This is a genomic window from Streptomyces sp. NPDC091376, from assembly GCF_044757085.1.
Classification (GTDB): Bacteria; Actinomycetota; Actinomycetes; order Streptomycetales; family Streptomycetaceae; genus Streptomyces; species Streptomyces pratisoli.
This window is the reverse complement of the sequence record NZ_JBIVUF010000007.1, coordinates 271615-289866: the sequence shown is the minus strand read 5'-3', so window position 1 is coordinate 289866 and position 18252 is coordinate 271615. Positions and strand designations below refer to the sequence as shown.

At 70.5% G+C, this 18252-nt stretch carries 20 protein-coding genes and 1 riboswitch; of the genes, 14 read left to right on the top strand and 6 right to left on the bottom strand.

The genetic code is table 11. The features are described 5' to 3' along the window. Positions 1-18: 18 nt before the first annotated feature. Positions 19-657 carry a GNAT family N-acetyltransferase gene (locus ACIQMR_RS17730; RefSeq protein WP_401387511.1) on the bottom strand — a complete coding sequence of 213 codons (639 nt, stop codon included), beginning with the start codon at positions 655-657 and terminating at the stop codon, positions 19-21. 94 nt (positions 658-751) lie between these two features. Between ACIQMR_RS17730 and ACIQMR_RS17725 the strand changes: the two genes are divergently transcribed. Further along, positions 752-967, top strand: coding sequence for an EF-hand domain-containing protein (locus tag ACIQMR_RS17725; protein ID WP_358666716.1), 216 nt, complete (start codon positions 752-754; stop codon positions 965-967). A gap of 89 nt (positions 968-1056) precedes the next feature. Here ACIQMR_RS17725 and ACIQMR_RS17720 read toward each other — a convergent pair whose 3' ends face one another. The 4 genes from ACIQMR_RS17720 to gcvT form a co-directional block, all read right to left on the bottom strand. Next, positions 1057-2424 carry an L-serine ammonia-lyase gene (locus ACIQMR_RS17720; protein ID WP_401387508.1) on the bottom strand — a complete coding sequence of 456 codons (1368 nt, stop codon included), beginning with the start codon at positions 2422-2424 and terminating at the stop codon, positions 1057-1059. A 142-nt stretch (positions 2425-2566) separates the two neighbouring features. Next, on the bottom strand, positions 2567-3826 hold the full coding sequence (gene glyA / locus ACIQMR_RS17715; RefSeq protein ID WP_328726248.1) for a serine hydroxymethyltransferase: 1260 nt from the start codon (positions 3824-3826) through the stop codon (positions 2567-2569). A gap of 26 nt (positions 3827-3852) precedes the next feature. Beyond that, positions 3853-4227 carry a glycine cleavage system protein GcvH gene (gene gcvH / locus ACIQMR_RS17710; RefSeq protein ID WP_401387505.1) on the bottom strand — a complete coding sequence of 125 codons (375 nt, stop codon included), beginning with the start codon at positions 4225-4227 and terminating at the stop codon, positions 3853-3855. Between the two features lie 64 nt (positions 4228-4291). Next, complete coding sequence (gene gcvT, locus ACIQMR_RS17705) at positions 4292-5407, bottom strand: glycine cleavage system aminomethyltransferase GcvT (protein WP_401387502.1); 1116 nt, start codon at positions 5405-5407, stop codon at positions 4292-4294. Positions 5408-5557: 150 nt separating this feature from the next. Beyond that, a riboswitch (glycine riboswitch) is annotated at positions 5558-5655 on the bottom strand. 128 nt (positions 5656-5783) lie between these two features. Here gcvT and ACIQMR_RS17700 point away from each other — a divergent pair. From ACIQMR_RS17700 to ACIQMR_RS17650, 11 genes are all read left to right on the top strand, one after another. Then, the gene (locus tag ACIQMR_RS17700) at positions 5784-6479 is read left to right on the top strand and encodes an AAA family ATPase (RefSeq protein ID WP_401387499.1); all 696 of its coding nucleotides are present in this window, start codon (positions 5784-5786) and stop codon (positions 6477-6479) included. Positions 6480-6895: 416 nt separating this feature from the next. Continuing rightward, positions 6896-7636 (top strand): enhanced serine sensitivity protein SseB, encoded by a 741-nt coding sequence (locus ACIQMR_RS17695; RefSeq protein WP_401387496.1) that lies wholly within the window; start codon positions 6896-6898, stop codon positions 7634-7636. A 114-nt stretch (positions 7637-7750) separates the two neighbouring features. Then, positions 7751-8536 (top strand): enhanced serine sensitivity protein SseB C-terminal domain-containing protein, encoded by a 786-nt coding sequence (locus tag ACIQMR_RS17690; RefSeq protein WP_401387494.1) that lies wholly within the window; start codon positions 7751-7753, stop codon positions 8534-8536. Between the two features lie 208 nt (positions 8537-8744). Continuing rightward, a complete protein-coding gene (locus ACIQMR_RS17685; protein WP_401387491.1) occupies positions 8745-10415 on the top strand; it encodes an ABC transporter substrate-binding protein in 1671 nt (556 codons plus the stop codon). A gap of 105 nt (positions 10416-10520) precedes the next feature. Then, positions 10521-11525, top strand: a complete 1005-nt coding sequence (locus tag ACIQMR_RS17680) for an ABC transporter permease (RefSeq protein WP_401387488.1) — start codon at positions 10521-10523, stop codon at positions 11523-11525. Continuing rightward, positions 11525-12487: an ABC transporter permease gene (locus ACIQMR_RS17675; RefSeq protein ID WP_401387485.1), complete on the top strand. Its 963-nt coding sequence runs from the start codon at positions 11525-11527 to the stop codon at positions 12485-12487. Before ACIQMR_RS17680 ends, ACIQMR_RS17675 begins: the two co-directional genes overlap by 1 nt. 4 nt (positions 12488-12491) lie before the next feature. After that, the gene (locus ACIQMR_RS17670; protein WP_401387482.1) at positions 12492-13484 is read left to right on the top strand and encodes an ABC transporter ATP-binding protein; all 993 of its coding nucleotides are present in this window, start codon (positions 12492-12494) and stop codon (positions 13482-13484) included. Continuing rightward, complete coding sequence (locus ACIQMR_RS17665) at positions 13481-14851, top strand: ABC transporter ATP-binding protein (RefSeq protein ID WP_401387479.1); 1371 nt, start codon at positions 13481-13483, stop codon at positions 14849-14851. Before ACIQMR_RS17670 ends, ACIQMR_RS17665 begins: the two co-directional genes overlap by 4 nt. A 110-nt stretch (positions 14852-14961) precedes the next feature. Continuing rightward, positions 14962-15624: a trimeric intracellular cation channel family protein gene (locus ACIQMR_RS17660; protein ID WP_401387476.1), complete on the top strand. Its 663-nt coding sequence runs from the start codon at positions 14962-14964 to the stop codon at positions 15622-15624. A gap of 66 nt (positions 15625-15690) precedes the next feature. Continuing rightward, a complete protein-coding gene (locus ACIQMR_RS17655; protein ID WP_401387473.1) occupies positions 15691-16563 on the top strand; it encodes a thioesterase family protein in 873 nt (290 codons plus the stop codon). Positions 16564-16692: 129 nt separating this feature from the next. Further along, positions 16693-16950, top strand: coding sequence for a hypothetical protein (locus tag ACIQMR_RS17650; RefSeq protein ID WP_401387470.1), 258 nt, complete (start codon positions 16693-16695; stop codon positions 16948-16950). A gap of 44 nt (positions 16951-16994) precedes the next feature. Here ACIQMR_RS17650 and ACIQMR_RS17645 read toward each other — a convergent pair whose 3' ends face one another. Next, a complete protein-coding gene (locus tag ACIQMR_RS17645) occupies positions 16995-17663 on the bottom strand; it encodes a TetR family transcriptional regulator (protein ID WP_401387467.1) in 669 nt (222 codons plus the stop codon). A gap of 91 nt (positions 17664-17754) precedes the next feature. On the opposite strand from ACIQMR_RS17645, the gene ACIQMR_RS17640 reads away from it, so the two are divergent. Together ACIQMR_RS17640 and ACIQMR_RS17635 are read left to right on the top strand one after the other, a co-directional pair. Beyond that, complete coding sequence (locus tag ACIQMR_RS17640) at positions 17755-17913, top strand: hypothetical protein (protein WP_358666735.1); 159 nt, start codon at positions 17755-17757, stop codon at positions 17911-17913. 21 nt (positions 17914-17934) lie between these two features. Then, positions 17935-18207 (top strand): DUF4190 domain-containing protein, encoded by a 273-nt coding sequence (locus tag ACIQMR_RS17635; protein ID WP_401387464.1) that lies wholly within the window; start codon positions 17935-17937, stop codon positions 18205-18207. Positions 18208-18252: the final 45 nt, after the last annotated feature.

Below are 18252 nucleotides of genomic sequence, written 5' to 3'. Positions count from 1 at the left end.
GCGCGGGCGCACGGAGCGTCAGCCGGCGGTCAACAGGGCCTCGGAGCCGACCGGTCGATAGCCGGCCTGCTGGAACGTCCGTACGCTGCGGGCGTTTCCGGGTGACTGCTGGGCCCAGATGTGTGTGCCGGGGACCAAATGGCGTGCCGCGAGTGCGAGCTCCACCCCCAGTCCCGCGCCACGAGCCTCCAGGTCGACCTCGATCGCGGCCTCCCAGCGCCCGGCGACCCCGCGGCCCAGCACCAGCACACCGCCGTCCGCGGCCCACACCCGTACCTCGTCGCGGTACTTGAGCGCCCGTGCGACCCGCGGATGCGCCGGGTCCTCGATCTCCCGCAGCGCGAGCCCCGGCGGACCCGGACGGGCGTCGGCGACGGTCAGCAGATCGATGGTGTTCATGGAACGGCCGGTCCGAGTCGTCAACGCGTGCAGGAAGCCGGGGTTCATGCTGGCGGCGAGGGGATCGCTCGCGGCGGCGGCCAGGGTGCCCCGTACCCACTCCGGGTCCTCGTCGGTGAACACCACCGAGTGCGCCGTGAAGGCCAGCACGCCCGCGTCCCGCGCACCGGGCTGCGGGACCACGGTGGTACGGCCGTCCTGTGGCGGGAAGTCTCCGCGCGCGGCCGCTGCCAGGATCCGTGCCACCGATTCGCTCATGTCCCCATCGTCCCCGATGCCCCCGCGGGCCGGATCACCGGCCACCGCCGATAATCTGGCCTCCGTCAGTGATGCATGAAGAAGGGGTGGACCTGTGGCGGACATCGAGTCGGCACGTAAGGCCTTCGATCGATTCGACCTGAACGGCGACGGGCTGATCTCTGCCGCCGAGTACAAGAGCGCCATGGCGCAGCTCGGCGACTTCCACGTGACCGAGACGGTCGCGGAAGCTGTCATCAAGACCAAGGACGGCAACGGCGACGGCCTGCTGACCTTCGACGAGTTCTGGGCGTCGATCGACCAGGCCTGACCGGGCCCGGCGCAAACGGCGTACGTAGGACGGCCCCCGGCGCATGCGCCGGGGGCCGTCCTACGTGCCGTCGGTGTAGCGATGCGGCCTCAGCACTCGATGATGTTCACCGCGAGACCGCCGCGCGCGGTCTCCTTGTACTTCACCGACATGTCCGCGCCGGTCTCCTTCATGGTCTTGATGACCTTGTCCAGGGAGACCTTGTGGCTGCCGTCGCCCCGCATCGCCATCCGGGCCGCCGTGACGGCCTTGACCGCCGCCATGCCGTTGCGCTCGATGCACGGGATCTGCACGAGACCGCCGACGGGGTCGCAGGTCAGGCCCAGGTTGTGCTCCATGCCGATCTCCGCGGCGTTCTCCACCTGCTCCGGGGAGCCGCCGAGCACCTCGGCGAGCGCGCCGGCCGCCATGGAGCACGCCGAGCCGACCTCGCCCTGGCAGCCGACCTCGGCGCCGGAGATCGACGCGTTCTCCTTGAAGAGCATGCCGACCGCTCCGGCCGCCAGCAGGAAGCGGATCACACCGTCCTCGTCGGCGCCTGGCACGAAGTTCATGTAGTAGTGCAGGACCGCGGGGATGATGCCCGCGGCGCCGTTCGTCGGCGCGGTGACGACGCGGCCGCCCGCCGCGTTCTCCTCGTTCACGGCCATCGCGTAGAGCGTGATCCACTCCATCGAGAGGGCCAGCGGGTCGCCCTCGGAGCGCAGCTTGCGCGCGGTGGTGGCGGCCCGGCGGCGCACCTTCAGACCGCCCGGCAGGATGCCCTCGCGGGACATGCCGCGCGAGACACAGGCCTGCATGACCCGCCAGATGTCCAGCAGGCCCTCGCGGATCTCCTCCTCGGTGCGCCAGGCCTTCTCGTTCTCCAGCATCAGCGCGGAGATCGACAGGCCGGTCTCGCGGGCGAGCCGCAGCAGCTCGTCACCGGTGCGGAAGGGGTACTTCAGCACGGTGTCGTCCAGCTTGATCCGGTCCTCGCCGACGGCGTCCTCGTCGACGACGAAGCCGCCGCCGACCGAGTAGTACGTCTTCTCCATCAGCGTGGCACCGTCGGCGTCGTACGCCCACAGCGTCATGCCGTTCGCGTGGTACGGGAGCGCCTTGCGGCGGTGCAGGACGAGGTCCTCGTCGAAGTCGAAGTCGATCTCGTGCGCCCCGAGCACGTTGATCCGCTTGGTGGCCTTGATGCGCTCGACCTGGTCGTCGGCGGTCTCGACGTCGACGGTGCGCGGGGACTCGCCCTCCAGGCCCAGCAGGACGGCCTTCGGAGTGCCGTGGCCGTGGCCCGTCGCCCCCAGCGAGCCGTACAGCTCGGCCCGTACCGCGGTGGTGTGGGCGAGCACGCCCTCGTTCTTCAGCCGGCGGGCGAACAGGCCGGCGGCTCGCATCGGGCCGACCGTGTGGGAGCTGGACGGGCCTATGCCGATCGAGAACAGGTCGAAGACCGAGATGGCCACGGGGTACTCCTTGAGGTGGTAGACGCCGTCGTCTGCCAGGGGTGTGGTGCAGAGGGGCGGTACGTGGTGCGGGGCACCGCACTCACTGTCCAGTGTGCGCGGTGCCCCTGTTGTTCTGCTGCGGGCTGCTTGCGGGCTTCGCTTACAGACCAGGGTAAAGCGGGTGCTTCGCGGCCAGCGCCGAGACGCGTGCCTTCAGGGCCTCGGCGTCGTACGACGGCTTGAGCACCTCGGCGATGACGTCGGCGACCTCACGGAAGTCCTCGGCCTGGAAACCGCGGGTGGCGAGCGCCGGCGTACCGATACGCAGGCCCGAGGTGACCATCGGCGGACGGGGGTCGTTCGGGACCGCGTTGCGGTTGACCGTGATACCGACCTCGTGGAGCCGGTCCTCGGCCTGCTGGCCGTCCAGCTCCGAGTGTCGCAGGTCCACCAGGACGAGGTGGACGTCCGTGCCGCCGGACAGGACCGAGACACCCGCCTGCTTGACGTCGTCCTGGACCAGACGCTCGGCGATGATCTTCGAGCCGTCCAGGGTGCGCTGCTGGCGCTCCTTGAACTCCTCGGAGGCCGCGACCTTGAAGGAGACCGCCTTCGCCGCGATGACGTGCTCCAGCGGACCGCCCTGCTGGCCGGGGAAGACCGCGGAGTTGATCTTCTTGGCCAGCTCGGAGGTGCAGAGGATCACGCCACCGCGCGGGCCGCCCAGCGTCTTGTGGGTGGTCGTGGTCACGACATGGGCGTGCGGCACCGGGTTCGGGTGCAGCCCGGCCGCGACCAGACCCGCGAAGTGGGCCATGTCGACCATCAGGTACGCGCCGACCTCGTCCGCGATCCGGCGGAACGCGGCGAAGTCCAGCTGGCGCGGGTACGCGGACCAGCCGGCCACGATCAGCTTCGGCTTGGACTCCTTGGCGAGCCGCTCGACCTCGGCCATGTCGACCTGGCCGGTGGCGTCGTCGACGTGGTACGCGACCACGTTGTAGAGCTTGCCGGAGAAGTTGATCTTCATGCCGTGGGTCAGGTGCCCGCCGTGGGCGAGGTTCAGACCCATGATCGTGTCGCCCGGCTTGAGCAGCGCGAACATCGCCGCCGCGTTGGCCTGGGCGCCCGAGTGCGGCTGGACGTTGGCGTGCTCGGCGCCGAACAGCTCCTTGATGCGGTCGATGGCGATCTGCTCGACCACGTCGACGTGCTCACAGCCGCCGTAGTAGCGGCGGCCCGGGTAGCCCTCGGCGTACTTGTTGGTGAGGACGGAGCCCTGTGCCTCCATGACCGCGACCGGGGCGAAGTTCTCCGAGGCGATCATTTCCAGGGTGGACTGCTGACGGTGGAGCTCGGCGTCGACGGCGGCGGCGACATCCGGGTCGAGCTCGTGGAGAGAGGTGTTGAGAAGCGACATCACGCGATCCCTACGGTCAGGTCTGGTCAGCTGGCGAAATCGGTGTACTCGGCGGCGGAGAGCAGGTCCTTCGGCTCCTCCGCCATCCGCACCTTGAACAGCCAGCCACCCTCGAACGGGGCGGAGTTCACCAGCGACGGGTCGTCCACGACGTCCTGGTTGGCCGCGACGACCTCGCCGGTCACCGGGGAGTACAGGTCGCTGACCGACTTGGTCGACTCCAGCTCACCGCAGGTCTCGCCCGCGGTCACCGTGTCGCCGACCTCCGGGAGCTGGACGTACACGACATCGCCGAGCGCGTTCGCCGCGTGCTCCGTGATGCCGACCGTCGACACGCCGTCCTCGGCGGCCGACAGCCACTCGTGCTCCTTGCTGTAACGCAGCTGCTGGGGGTTGCTCATGACCTGAATTCTCCTGTACGCGGGGGAGTGCTGCTGATGGGGGCTGCTGAAGCTGCTGGAGTGACTACTTCTGGCGCTTGTAGAAGGGGAGCGCCACGACCTCGTACGGCTCATGGGTACCGCGGATGTCGACGCCCACGCCTTCGCTGCCCGGTTCGGCATGTGCCGCGTCCACATAGGCGATGGCGATCGGCTTGCCCAGGGTCGGGGACGGGGCACCGGAGGTGACCTCGCCGACGACCTCGCCGCCGGCGACCACGGACATGCCCGAGCGCGGCACGCGGCGGCCCTCGGCGATCAGGCCGACGAGCTTGCGCGGCGGGTTCTGAGCGGCACGCTCGGCGGCGGCTTGGAGCGCCGCGCGCCCCACGAAGTCCGCCTCCTTCTCGAACTTCACGACCCGCCCCAGACCCGCGTCGAAGGGGGTGAGCGAGGTGGTCAGCTCATTGCCGTACAGCGGCATGCCCGCCTCCAGGCGCAGCGTGTCGCGGCAGGACAGACCGCAGGGGACGAGACCGACCGGCTCTCCCGCCTCGGTCAGCGCCTTCCACAGCTTCTCCGCGTGCTGCGGCTCGACGAACAGCTCGAAGCCGTCCTCGCCGGTGTAGCCGGTACGGGCGATCAGGGCGGGGACGCCGGCGACGGTGCCGGGGAGGCCCGCGTAGTACTTCAGTCCGTCCAGGTCGGCGTCGGTGAGCGACTTGAGGATGCCAGGGGACTCGGGGCCCTGTACGGCGATGAGCGCATATGCGTCGCGGTCGTCGCGTACAGCGGCGTCGAAGCCGCCGGCCCGCTCGGTGAGGGCGTCCAGGACGATCTGCGCGTTGGAGGCGTTGGCGACGACCATGTACTCCGTCTCACCGAGGCGGTAGACGATCAGGTCGTCGAGGATGCCGCCGTCCGCACGGCAGATCATCGTGTAGCGGGCACGGCCGACGGCGACGCCGCCGATGTTCCCGACCAGCGCGTGGTCCAGCAGAGCGGCGGCCTGCGGCCCGGTGACGGTGATCTCACCCATGTGGGAGAGGTCGAACAGACCGGCCTTGGTGCGTACGGCGTTGTGCTCGTCGCGCTCACTCGCGTATCGCAGCGGCATGTCCCAGCCGGCGAAATCGGTCATCGTCGCGCCCAGCGAGCGATGCACGGCATCGAGGGCGGTGAGACGGGGGGCGTTGCTCATGGATGGGGCTCCCAGGGCATGACTGGCGAGGACGATCCTCCCCATCTGTCATCGAAACCTGAGAGGTTCATCACGACCCCGTGCGCGGGTGATCGCGACTTGCACCTTGGGTGGAGCCACAGGAGCTGCGGCCCGCTTTTCAGATCTGCCTCATCGCGCGCGGTACGGGGCCTGAGAGATTCAAGGGAGGGACTTGCTCCTTCGGCGCCCGGCCCACACAGTGGCCAGGACTCTCCCGCGCGGATTCAAGCGGCCGGTATGCAGTTTGCGCGGACATCATTGCACGGGCGCCCTGATCGGCAAATCACTTGTTGGTCATTACCTTTTCTTTAAGCTTCTTGGGCAGGGTCTCGTCAGACCCGACAGGGGGAGAGTGATGACGTTGCATCGGACCGGTGCGTATCCGGCGACGGCCGGGGTGCCCGCCCGGCCACGAGTTCCGGCTCGGCCGGGTGCGCCCCGGCGCGAGCTCCTGGTCGTCGCCACGGCCACGCCGGTCGTGCGTGACCTGCGGGAACGGGGCGGGCGCGGCCCGCGCGCGCTCGCCTTCCGCCGCGGGGACGTGGTGGTGATCTCCGGGCTGCCCGGAAGCGGGAAGTCCACACTGATCCGGCGCACGGCCGAGGGCGGCGGGATCGACTCGCAGGACGCCCGCGACCGCTGGGCCCGCCGGATGCCCCGGCGGCTGCCCTACGCCGTCTACCGCCCGCTCGTCCGCCTGGCCCACTACGCCGGGCTGTGGCGCGCACTGCACTCCGGAGCCAGCGTGGTCGTCCACGACTGCGGGACGCAGTCCTGGGTGCGGCGCTGGCTGGCCCGCGAGGCCCGCCGCCGTGGCCGGGCCCTCCACCTCCTCCTGCTGGACGTGACCCCGGACGTCGCCCGCGCGGGCCAGCGGGAGCGCGGCCGGGGCGTCTCCGGCTACGCCTTCGCCCGCCACCGGCGCGCGGTGGGCCGCCTCATCCGCGACGCGGAGCGCGGCCGCCTCCCCACGGGCTGCGCCTCCGCGGTCCTCCTGGACCGCGAGGGCGCCTCGGCCCTCTCCCGCATCGCCTTCACCGACACGCCCTGACCCGGGCGTCCGGCCTCGATCGCCGGGCGGACTCCGCCGGAGCCGTCCGGCGCCGCGGCGCGGGCGGGCTCCGCGCGGGAGCCCGTCGCAGGTTCCCCGAGGCCCGCGGCCGCGCCTCGACGATCGACCCCGGCGGGCGCGCTCCCCGGGCCCTGCCGTGCGCCTGCCCGTCCACGGGGGGCTCCGGACTCCGAGGACCCTGCCCGGCGATCGCCGTCGCCGGGCGTCCCCGGCGCGTCCGCCGGCGGGGCGCGGACCGGAGTCGGCGGCCCCGCACACGGGGGAGCTCGCCGCGCGGGGGTCCGAGGCGCAGTCCGGGAAGCGGGCGCCCGGGACGGGGCCGCGTCCGTGCCCGTTACCCTGCTGCGCAGGACATCACGGCCCCACGGGGCCGGACGGGGAAGCAGGGAACGCAAGTGGACACGACATGGCCCGCCAATGAGCTCGAAGAGGTGCTCGCCGCCTCGGTCGGCAACCCCGCGGCCGGTGGCCGCCTCGTCGAGGTGCTGGCCCGCAGCGCCGTCTGGGTGCCCCTGCCCAACGGCGGCGGCCCCGACAGCCCCGGCCTCGACCTGCCGACCCTGGAGATCGACGGCGCGCCGTACGTCCCCGTCTTCAGCTCCCAGCACCAGTTCCTCCTCTGCATGGGCGACCAGATGTCCGGCACCGTCGCGCCGGCGGTCGAGTTCGCCCGCGGGCTGCCCCCGCAGCTCGGCATCGCCGTGAACCCCGGCGGCGCCGTCGGCGTACCGCTCCCGCCGCCCGCCGTCGCCGAGCTGTGCCGGGGAGGTCGCACCGCACTGGACGGTTCGGCGAGCGGCGGCCGCGTCCGGCTCTTCGAACCGGACTGGCAGGAGGAGCCGGTCGACTTCCTCGCCGCCGCTGCGGGCGAGTTCGAGTCCACCCGGGTCGTGCAGACCGCCCGCCGGGTGCTGGCCAGCGTCGAGGGCGGCGACCCCGTCCTCTTCGTCGGCGTCCAGCTCTCCGCCTTCGACGACTCCGACCGCACCGCGCCCATGGACGCGCTCGGCCGCGCGCTCGGCCGCGTCGCCGTGAAGTGGCCGGTCAACCTCGTGCTGCTGGACATCGCCCAGGACCCGGTCGGCGACTGGATGCTCAACCGGGTACGGCCGTTCTACACCCGGCAGTACGCGTAGTCGTCAAGTTGGTGTCGGTACGGCCGCTTAAGCTGGTTTGATGACGTGGTCGCCGCACTCGTGTGCCCAGGGCGGCCCGAGGGAACGGCGGATCGAAGAGGGGCGGGACCCAGAGTGAGTGCGTCAGGCACCGCTGCGGCCGGGCAGGTCGAGCACATGCTGCGCCAGGTGACGCCCGGGCGCTACGACGCGTACGAGGCGCTCCTGCACGCCCTCTCCGACGGCCGGGTCTGGATGCTCCTCTGGCACGGCCAGGCGGGCTCCCCCGACGCCCAGTACGGAAACATGGAGGTGGACGGCCTCGGCTACGCGCCCTGTGTCACCTCCGCGCAGGAGCTCTCCGCCTCGGGCTGGACCAGGTCGCACGAGGTGGTCGGTGGCGTCGACATCGCCCGCGCCCTCTACCCCGACCGCTGGGGCATCTGGCTCAACCCGCACGCGCCGGGCGGCGGCGTCGGCATCCCCTGGGCCGATCTGCGCCGGATCGCCACCGGCCTCGACCGGATGCCCGCCGGGCCGTTGAGGCTCTCCGAGCCGGCCATCGAGATCCCGCAGTTCTACGCCCTGCTCACGCAGAACGCCCACCGCACCCCGGCCGTCCGCTCGTTGCGCCGCGCCTGGGTCCAGCCCGCGCTCGGCGCCCCGTATCTCGCCATCGGCCTCGATCTGTACGACACGGGCCAGCAGTCCGTCGACACGGTGCGCGCGATGATGCAGCAGTCGATCGCCGCCGTCCCGGACGGACTCCCGGTGTCCACCGTCGCCATGTCCGACGAGTACGACCCGGTGACCATGTGGCTGCGGGCCAACGCCCGTCCCTTCTACGACCGCGAGGCGCACGCCGCGCCGCCCGAGCAGCCGGGCTACGGCTACCCGCCGCCCACCGCCCAGTACCGCTGACCCACCCCCGTCGGGGCGCCCGCCCAACGGCGTTCCGTGTCCTGGAAGTTAACGGGACGCGGTCCGATGTCCCGGATGGACCCGTTTTGGCGAGTGTCCGGGTCTCAGGTGTGCATCACCGCTATGCGGACTGTTCTCCCGTTCGAGACTCGTCTGTAGTGTTCGGCCGGTCAAGACCTCCTCCACAGGCGGATTCCAGGGGTGGACCATGCCAATATTCAAGTCCAGAGCCGTCAGGGTGATAACGGCGGCCGTCGCGGTCGGCCTCATCGCCACGGGTTGCTCGAGCGAGCGCGACAAGGGCGGCGACAAGGGTGACGCCAAGGACACCTTTGTCTTCGGCGCTCCGGGCGACCCGGGCTCCCTGGACCCGGCCCTCGCGAGCGACGGTGAGACGTTCCGCGTCACCCGTCAGGCCTTCGAGGCGCTGCTGGAGCACGAGTCCGGCGGCAGCAAGCTCGTCGGCGGTCTCGCCGAGAAGTGGTCGGCCGACCCGGCCGGCAAGGTCTGGACCTTCAACCTCCGCAAGGGCGTCAAGTTCCACGACGGCGAGGCGTTCAACGCGGCCGCGGTCTGCGCCAACTACGACCACTGGTTCAACTGGACGGGCACGTACCAGTCGAGCGCGGTCTCGTACTACTGGCAGACCATCATGGGTGGCTTCGCCAAGAACGAGGACAAGGAAACGCCGAAGGCGAACTACAAGTCCTGCACCGCCAAGGACGAGAACACCGCGGTCATCGAGGTCAACGAGCCCTCGGCCAACCTGCCCGGCGGATTCTCGCTCCAGGCCCTCGCCATCCACTCGCCGAAGGCGCTGGCGGAGTACAAGAAGCAGGACGCGACCGCCAAGGGCGACGCGATCACGTACCCCAAGTACAGCCAGGAGGCCGGCACGGTCGCCGGCACCGGCCCGTACAAGATCTCGAAGTGGAACAAGGGCAACAAGGAAGTCTCCCTCGAGCGCTTCGACGACTACTGGGGCGAGAAGGCCAAGGTGAAGAACCTGGTCATCCGCACGATCGACACCGAGGACGGCCGCCGTCAGGCGCTGCAGGCCGGTGACATCGACGGCTACGACCTGGTCGCCCCCGCCGACATCAAGACGCTGGAGAGCGCCGGCTTCAAGGTGCCGACCCGTGACGTCTTCAACCTCTTCTACCTCGGCATGTCCCAGGAGAAGAACCCGGCGCTGAAGAAGCCCGCCGTGCGCCAGGCCATCGCGCACGCCATCGACCGCGAGAACCTGGTCAAGACCCAGCTGCCCGAGGGCGGCAAGGTCGCCACGCAGTTCATGCCCGACACGGTCGCCGGCTTCTCCGAGAACGTGAAGAAGTACCCCTTCGACACGGCCAAGGCCAAGTCGCTGCTCGCCTCCGCGGGTGCCGGCAACCTGTCGATCGACTTCTGCTACCCGACCGAGGTCACCCGCCCGTACATGCCTGCTCCGCAGGACATCTTCGAGCTGATCAAGGCCGACCTGGAGAAGGCCGGCGTCAAGGTCACCCCGAAGCCGATGAAGTGGGCCCCGGACTACCTGGACGCCACCGAGGCCGGTTCCTGCTCCCTGCACATGCTCGGCTGGACCGGTGACTTCAACGACGGCTACAACTTCATCGGTACCTGGTTCGCCGAGTACGACAAGCAGTGGGGCTTCAAGGACCCGAAGGTCTTCGCCGCGGTGAAGGCGGGCTCCATCGAGGCCGACCCGACCAAGCGGGTGGACCTCTACAAGAAGGCCAACGAGGCCATCATGGAGTACCTGCCGGGCCTGCCGCTGTCCTCCTCGCCGCCGGCCATCGCCTTCGGCAAGAACGTCAACCCGCCGAAGGTCTCCCCGCTGACGCAGGAGAACTTCGCCGAGGTCTCCTTCAAGTAGCACACGCATGGGGTCCGCCCGGCCGACGGAACGCCGTTGGCCGGGCGGACCCGCTTCCCATTCCCGTACCACTCGTACAACACACGCAAGAAAGGGGCATGCGGGGTGTTGCGACTCGTCGTACGACGACTGCTACAGCTGATACCCACCCTGCTCGGCCTGTCGGTTCTGCTCTTCATCTGGCTGAACCGGCTGCCCGGCGGACCCGCCTCAGCGATCCTGGGCGAGCGGGCGACCGAAGCCGAAGTGGCACGCATCAACCGCGCGCTCGGACTCGACCAGCCGCTCTACGTCCAGTACGGACGCTTCCTCAAGCGGATCTTCGAACTCGACCTCGGCACCTCGACCCAGACCGGACAGCCGGTGTGGGACGAGTTCGTCCTGAGATTCCCCGCCACCGTGGAGCTCAGCGTCGCGGCGATGCTGATCGCCGTGGCGGTCGGCATCCCGCTCGGCTACCTCGCCGCCCGCAAGCGCGGCGGCTGGATCGACGTGGCCTCGGTCTCCGGGTCGCTCGTCGGGATCTGCATCCCGGTCTTCTTCCTCGCCCTGCTCCTCAAGGGCGTCTTCGCGGTCAATCTCGGGATCTTCCCCAGCTTCGGCCGCCTCGAGACCGGGATCGACGCCACCACGGTGACCGGATTCGCCGTCCTCGACGGCGTCCTCACCGGTGAGTTCGACGCCTCCTGGGACGCGATCATGCACCTGGTGCTGCCCGCGATCGCCCTGTCCTCCATCCCGCTCGCCGTCATCGTCCGGATGACCCGTGCCAGCGTGCTGGAGGTACTCGGCGAGGACTACGTCCGCACCGCCGAGTCCAAGGGTCTGGAGCGCAGGATCGTCCGCGGCCGGCACATCCTGCGCAACGCGCTGCTGCCCGTCGTCACCACGATCGGTCTGCTCACCGGCAGCCTGCTGTCGGGCGCGGTGCTCACCGAGTCGGTGTTCTCCTTCGGCGGCATCGGCGACTTCATCCGCAAGGCGATCGACGCCCGCGACTACCCGGTGCTCGTCGGCTTCATCATGTTCATCGCGACCGTGTACGTCCTGATCAACCTGCTGGTCGACCTCGCGTACAGCGTCATTGATCCGAGGGTGCGGGTGCACTGATGAGCCTGGCAACTACCAAGACGTCGAAGATCGACCGGCTCGCGGAACTCACCGCGCAGACCGAGACCTCCAGCGGTGCCAGCCTCTGGCGCGAGGCGTTCCGCCGCCTTCGCTCCAGCAAGATGGCCATCATCGGCGCCGTCGTCATCGCCCTCTTCGTCGTGATCGCGATCGTGGGGCCGTGGTTCGCCCCGCACACACCGACCGCGCAGACCTGGCGCGGTGAAGTCTTCCCCAACCAGGGCAAGTTCGTCGGCGCCAGGGGGGAGAACTGGTTCGGCCTGGACCACCTGGGCCGCGACCTGTTCTCCCGCATGCTCGTGGGTGCCCGGCAGACGCTGCTGGTCGGTGTGGTCTCCATGCTCATCGGCCTGGTCCTCGGCGCCCTCGTCGGCGCCCTGTCGGGCGCGGCGGCCACCCTCGGCGGGCGCGCGGGGCAGCGCGTCGACGACACCATCATGCGGGTCACCGACATCCTGCTGGCCCTGCCGTCGCTGCTGCTCGCCGTCTCCGTCGCCGCGGTGATGGGACAGTCGCTGACCACGGTGATGATCGCCGTCGGTGTGGTCCAGATCCCCATCTTCGCCCGGCTCCTGCGCGGTTCGATGCTCGCGCAGGGCGGCAGCGACTACGTGCTCGCCGCGCGCGCCCTCGGCGTACGCAAGCGGCGCATCGTCATGACCCAGATCATGCCGAACTCGCTCAGCCCGGTGATCGTCCAGGCGACGCTCAGCCTCGCCACCGCCATCATCGAGGCCGCGGCACTCTCCTACCTGGGTCTCGGCAACCCCGACCCGGCCGTCCCGGAGTGGGGCGTCATGCTCTCCCAGGCACAGCGCTTCTTCGACAACGCGCCGATGATGTCCCTCTATCCGGCGGTCGGCATCATCATCACCGCCCTCGGCTTCACCCTGCTCGGCGAGGCCATGCGCGAAGCCCTCGACCCGAAGCTGCGAGGTTGATGTCATGCCACTGCTCAACGTGGACGAACTCACCGTCACCTTCGGCGGACGCGGCCGCAAGGACGTCAAGGCCGTCAACGGGGTCTCCTTCTCCGTCGACGAGGGCCAGGTCGTCGGACTCGTCGGCGAGTCGGGTTGCGGAAAGTCCGTCACCTCGCTCGCCCTGATGGGCCTCCTCCCGTCCAAGGGCGTCACCCTCGGCGGGCGGGCCGACTTCGACGGCGCCGACCTGCTGACGATGAGCCCCCGCAAGATCCGGGACCTGCGCGGCAGCAAGCTCGCGATGATCTTCCAGGACCCGCTGTCCTCGCTGAACCCGGTCATCCCGATCGGGATCCAGGTGACCGAGATCCTCCAGCGCCACCGCGGTCTGAAGGGCGAGGCCGCCCGCAAGGAGGCCGCGCACCTGCTGGACCGGGTCGGCATCCCCGACCCGACGCGGCGGCTCAAGGAGTACCCGCACCAGCTCTCCGGCGGAATGCGGCAGCGCGCCCTGATCGCCATGGCCGTGGCCTGTGCGCCCCGGCTGCTGATCGCGGACGAGCCGACCACCGCGCTCGACGTCACGATCCAGGCGCAGATCCTGGAGCTGCTCAAGGAGCTCGTCGACGAGGAGGGCACCGCCCTGCTGATGATCACCCATGACCTGGGTGTCGTCGCCGGGCTCTGCGACCAGGTCAACGTGCTCTACGCGGGCAAGGTCGTCGAATCCTCCGGGCGGCGCGAGCTGTTCGCCCACCCGACGCACCCGTACACCCACGGGCTGCTCGGTTCCATCCCGCGGCTCGACGCCCCGCGCGGCGAGTCCCTCAACCCGATCCGCGGGTCCATCAACGACCAGATCGCCTGGACCGACGGCTGTGCCTTCGCGCCGCGCTGCGACCGCTACGAGCTGGAGTGCCTCACCGGCACGCCCGAACTGACCGAACCACGCGAGGCCGGGCACCGGGCCCGCTGCGTCAACCCGGTCCTGGCCACGACGGAGGTCCCGGCATGAGCCTGCTCGAACTCGACGGAGTGAAGGTCCACTTCCCCGTCAAGAAGGGCATCCTCTTCGACCGCACGGTCGGCCACGTCTACGCCGTGGACGGCGTCTCGCTGTCCGTCGAGGCCGGTCAGACGTACGGCCTCGTCGGCGAGTCCGGATGCGGCAAGACGACGCTGGGCCGGGCGGTGCTCCGCCTCGTCGACATCACCGACGGCGAGGTCGTCCTCGACGGCACGGACCTGGCGAAGCTGCCCGAGAAGGAGATGCGCACCTTCCGGCGCCGGCTCCAGATGGTCTTCCAGGACCCGCTGGGCAGCCTCAACCCGCGGCAGAACATCGAGTCGATCCTCTCCGAGGGCATGGCCGCGCACGGCATCGGCGCGAACCAGGACGAACGCCGGGAGAAGATCAAGGAGATCCTGGCCAAGGTCGGGCTCCCGACGAACGCGCTGTCGCGCTACCCGCACGAGTTCTCCGGCGGTCAGCGGCAGCGGATCGGGATCGCCCGGGCGCTGGTGCTCGAACCGGACGTGATCATCTGCGACGAGCCGGTCTCGGCGCTGGACGTCTCGATCCAGGCGCAGGTCATCAACCTGCTGGAGGAGCTCCAGGAGTCGCTGGGCCTGACCTACCTGGTCATCGCCCACGACCTCGCCGTCGTCCGGCACATCTCGGACGTGATCGGCGTCATGTACCTCGGCTCCCTGGTGGAGGAGGCCCCGAGCGACGCGCTGTACGCGGAGCCCAAGCACCCGTACACCAAGGCGCTGATGTCGGCGGTGCCGGTGCCGGACCCGGAGGTCGAGGACCGTCGCGAGCGCATCCTGCTGGTCGGGGACCTTCCCTCGCCCGCGAACCCCCCCGCGGGCTGCCGCTTCCACACGCGCTGCCCGTGGAAGCAGGACACGCTGTGCGCCACGAAGCGGCCCGAGCTGAAGGACCTCGGCGGCGGTCACAAGGTGGCGTGCCACTTCGCGGCGGAGATCGCCTCGGGCGAGATCGCCCGCACGTCGGGCGAGGTCGTCCCCGCGGTCCGCGAGGGTGTCGAGGACGTCGATCCCGAGGTCGTCGCCACGTCGGGGTCGGTGGCCGAGGCTTCCGAGGACGCGGCGGAAGCGGCCGAGGACGAGGCGGAGGCGACGGTCCCGTCTCCCCGCGAGGAGCCGGCCGGCGGTGTGAAGGACTCCGCCGAGCGGTCCGACGGTGCGGAGGACGTGCCGGAGGCGGACGAGTCGGACGAGGTTTCTGCGGCCTCCGAGTCGGATGAGGCTTCTGCGGCCTCCGAGCCGGACGCGTCGGACGAGACCCCTGTGGTCTCCGACGGCAAGGACGGGATCTCCGCGGAGAACGCCTCGGAGGCTCCCGCGAGCAAGTAGCCAGGGGTACGTCCACCGGGGCGCGGGCCATGGTGCCCGCGCCCCGGCCCGTTCCCCGGCCCTGACGGGGGCCGGGCGGGCCTCCTGTCGGGAGGCGGCACAATTGGTCGGTGCTCCGCGAACTGTTCACCCCCTCCGTTCAGCATGCCCTGGACCTCATCGGCATCTTCGTCTTCGCGATCTCCGGCGCCCTCCTTGCCGTACGCAAGAACTTCGACGTCTTCGGCATCGCCGTACTCGCCGAGGTCACCGCCCTCGGCGGCGGCCTGTTCCGCGATCTGATCATCGGCGCCGTGCCGCCCGCCGCGTTCACGGATCTCGGATACTTCGTGATGCCGCTCGTCGCCGCCGGCCTCGTCTTCTTCCTCCACCCCGAGGTCGAACGCATCCAGGGGTCGGTCAACGTCTTCGACGCCGCCGGTCTCGGCCTCTTCGCCGTCACCGGGACGACCAAGGCGTACGAGTACGGCCTCGGCCTGACCGCCTCGGCGACCCTCGGCCTCGCCACCGCGGTCGGCGGCGGTGTGCTGCGCGACGTGCTCGCCAACGAGGTGCCGTCGCTGCTGCGCTGGGACCGTGACCTGTACGCCGTTCCCGCCATCGTCGGCGCCACGATGGTCGTCCTCTTCATCCGCTTCGACATGCTCAACGGCGTCACCAGCGGACTCGCGGTCCTGACGGCGTTCGCCATACGTCTGCTCGCGATGCGCTTCCACTGGCGGGCGCCGCGCGCCTGGAACCGGCGTTCGTCGGCCGCCGAAGAGACCGCCTGAGCGGGAACGGGCGGTCCGTCCACAGGAAAGCTACCGCTTAGTAGTTATCTGTTGTACGGTTCAGGCATGGCACAGGTGGCACAAGTGGCACAGGCAAGCATCGGAGACAGCGAGTTCGACCGCGACACCGCTGTCACCCTCCGGGACGCGGACGTACCCGGTGTGTACGACGCGGAGCTCTCCGCGGGCTGGACGATCATCACCGCCGTCAACGGCGGCTACCTGCTGGCGCTGCTCGGCCGCGCCCTGGGGGACGCCCTCCCGCACCCCGATCCGTTCGCCGTCTCCGCGCACTACCTCAGCCCCTCCGAGCCCGGCCCCGCGGTGATCCGTACCGAGACGATCCGGACCGGACGCACCCTCTCCACCGGCCAGGCCTCCCTCTTCCAGTACGCGCAGGACGGCACCGAGGTCGAGCGCATCCGCGTCCTCGCCACGTACGGCGACCTCGACGGGCTGCCCGACGACGTCCGTACGAGCGCGAAGCCCCCGGCCATGCCCCCGTACGAGCACTGCCTCGGCCCGTCCGACGGGCCCGCGCCCGCGATCCCCGGCTCCTCCGCGATCACCGAGCGGCTGAACATCAAGCTCGATCCCGCGACCGTCGGCTGGGTCGTCGGCGCGCCCTCGGGCAAGGGTGAGATGCGCGGCTGGTTCGGCCTCGCCGACGGCCGTGACGCCGACCCGCTGTCGCTGCTGCTCACCGTGGACGCGCTTCCGCCGACCTCGTTCGAGCTGGGCCTCAAGGGCTGGACTCCCACCGTCGAGCTCACCACCCACATCCGCTGCCGCCCGGCGCCGGGCCCGCTCAGGGTCGCCATCACCACCCGCAACCTCGCCGGCGGCTTCCTGGAGGAGGACGCCGAGGTCTGGGACAGCGCGGACCGGCTGGTCGCCCAGTCACGCCAGCTGGCGAAGGCGCCTCTGTCGCGCGGCTGACCCGCGAACGGGCCGGGCTGCCCCGCGGTCGGGCGGGGCAGCCCCAAGGCGCCCTCCCTGGCCGCGTCCGGCCGGGTGGCCCGCGAGTGTCGGTGCACCGGGACGACGGAGTCGGCGTGGGAGCTGCTCGTGCGCGGCCGCGGTGACGGCTCGTCCCTCTTGCTGGCCGCGGCCATGGGCGCGGCGGCCCTGTTCCACGCCCTCTTCGCGGTCGTGGGGGCGGCTCCGGAACTCGCCGGCGCCGTCGGTCTCGAACCCATCCAGGCCGAGGCGGTGCTGTTGATCCTGCTGGTCGTGCTGGGGCACGGCCTGGTCTGGCGGTTCATGGCCGGCGAGGGCCGGCCACCGGAGAACGACACCGCCTCGGGGGTGTCCGGCGGGTCTTGACCCGGGCCTGCCGAGGCCGGGCTTCGGGCTCCGGGCCGCCGGGCTCAGGACGGGCGGTGCCCGGGATCGCGCGCAACCCAGTGGCGGCGGCCCAGGGAGACCAGGCGGAGCCGGTCGCGGGCCGTGCGGGCGATCTGCTCCTCGTCGGGTTCGGCGGGGGAGCCGGGCTCGCCGGACTCGTGGGCCGACAGAAACGCGGACGCGGTCATCACCATGTGCTCGACGTACACGCCCGCCAGCATCCGCAGATCCTCCTCGCTCCACCCCTCCGACACGGGTTCCCGGGCCAGCGCCGCGGTCACCTCCTCGGTGAAGCCGTGCAGTTGGGACGCGATGGCCGCGCGCACCGGTCCGACGCCGCCGTGGCGCTCACGCGCGATGAAGCGGAAGTGGGCGGGCTGCTCGCGCACATGACGGGCGATGAGGTCCACGGTGCGGTCGATCCGTACCTCGCTGTCGCCGGTGTCGGCGAGGATCTCCGCGACCAGCCCGTGCAGGCTGCCCAGCGTCTCCTCGACCAGTGCCACACCGAGCTCGGCCAGATCCGCGAAGTGCCGGTAGAACGCGGTCGGCGCCACGCCCACGGCACGGGTCACCTCGCGCAGCCCGAGGCTGCTCAGGCTCTGGTTCTCCAGCAGCCGCAGGGCGGCGTCCAGGAATGCCTGACGGGTCTTCAACTTCTGGGCCTGGCGGATGCCGATGGTGTGACTCATGCCATTCAGTAAACAACTGTTCTCTCGTATGCGGAAGACTAGACTGAGAAGTCAGTTAACACTCGTACTCTCAAAGGAGGGGTGGGGGAAGATGATCGCCCTCGTCGCCGCGGTCGCCCTGCTGGGCGTCCTCCTGGGCGCCGTGGCCCAGATCCCGCTGTCCGTGTCCACCGCGGCCGCCGCCGTCATCGGCGTCTGGCTGCTCGGCTTCGCCGTACGTGAGCGCCTCGCGCGCCGCGCGGCGCGCTGACCGAAGAGGAGCGGCACCACCATGGAACTCACCTCGTCCGCCCGCCGGTTCAGCGGCACGCGCGACGCCGACGGCATGGCCGTCGCCTCGTTCGTCCTCGGCCTGGCCGGGCTGCTCGTGATGAACATCGTCCTCGGACCCGTCGCCATCGTCCTCGCGGGCCTCGCCCTGTGGCGCGGTACGGCCCGGCGCGGACGGGCTCTGCTGGGGCTCGCGCTCGGCGTGGCCGACCTCGTCGTCCTCGCCACGCTCGTCGTCGGCAACGGGATGGTCGTCTGGAGCCCGGGCGGCTGACCCCCTGGCCGCCCGGGGGCGGAAGTCGGCCCCGGGCGGCTCGTA

What these genes read in the sequence shown, in the direction of transcription:
- ACIQMR_RS17730 (WP_401387511.1), bottom strand. Translation starts at nt 657, where the DNA reads ATGAGCGAATCGGTGGCACGGATCCTGGCAGCGGCCGCGCGCGGAGAC.
- glyA (WP_328726248.1), bottom strand. Translation starts at nt 3,826, where the DNA reads ATGTCGCTTCTCAACACCTCTCTCCACGAGCTCGACCCGGATGTCGCC.
- gcvH (WP_401387505.1), bottom strand. Translation starts at nt 4,227, where the DNA reads ATGAGCAACCCCCAGCAGCTGCGTTACAGCAAGGAGCACGAGTGGCTG.
- gcvT (WP_401387502.1), bottom strand. Translation starts at nt 5,407, where the DNA reads ATGAGCAACGCCCCCCGTCTCACCGCCCTCGATGCCGTGCATCGCTCG.
- ACIQMR_RS17700 (WP_401387499.1), top strand. Translation starts at nt 5,784, where the DNA reads ATGACGTTGCATCGGACCGGTGCGTATCCGGCGACGGCCGGGGTGCCC.
- ACIQMR_RS17685 (WP_401387491.1), top strand. Translation starts at nt 8,745, where the DNA reads ATGCCAATATTCAAGTCCAGAGCCGTCAGGGTGATAACGGCGGCCGTC.
- ACIQMR_RS17675 (WP_401387485.1), top strand. Translation starts at nt 11,525, where the DNA reads ATGAGCCTGGCAACTACCAAGACGTCGAAGATCGACCGGCTCGCGGAA.
- ACIQMR_RS17670 (WP_401387482.1), top strand. Translation starts at nt 12,492, where the DNA reads ATGCCACTGCTCAACGTGGACGAACTCACCGTCACCTTCGGCGGACGC.
- ACIQMR_RS17665 (WP_401387479.1), top strand. Translation starts at nt 13,481, where the DNA reads ATGAGCCTGCTCGAACTCGACGGAGTGAAGGTCCACTTCCCCGTCAAG.
- ACIQMR_RS17655 (WP_401387473.1), top strand. Translation starts at nt 15,691, where the DNA reads ATGGCACAGGTGGCACAAGTGGCACAGGCAAGCATCGGAGACAGCGAG.
- ACIQMR_RS17645 (WP_401387467.1), bottom strand. Translation starts at nt 17,663, where the DNA reads ATGAGTCACACCATCGGCATCCGCCAGGCCCAGAAGTTGAAGACCCGT.
- ACIQMR_RS17640 (WP_358666735.1), top strand. Translation starts at nt 17,755, where the DNA reads ATGATCGCCCTCGTCGCCGCGGTCGCCCTGCTGGGCGTCCTCCTGGGC.
- ACIQMR_RS17635 (WP_401387464.1), top strand. Translation starts at nt 17,935, where the DNA reads ATGGAACTCACCTCGTCCGCCCGCCGGTTCAGCGGCACGCGCGACGCC.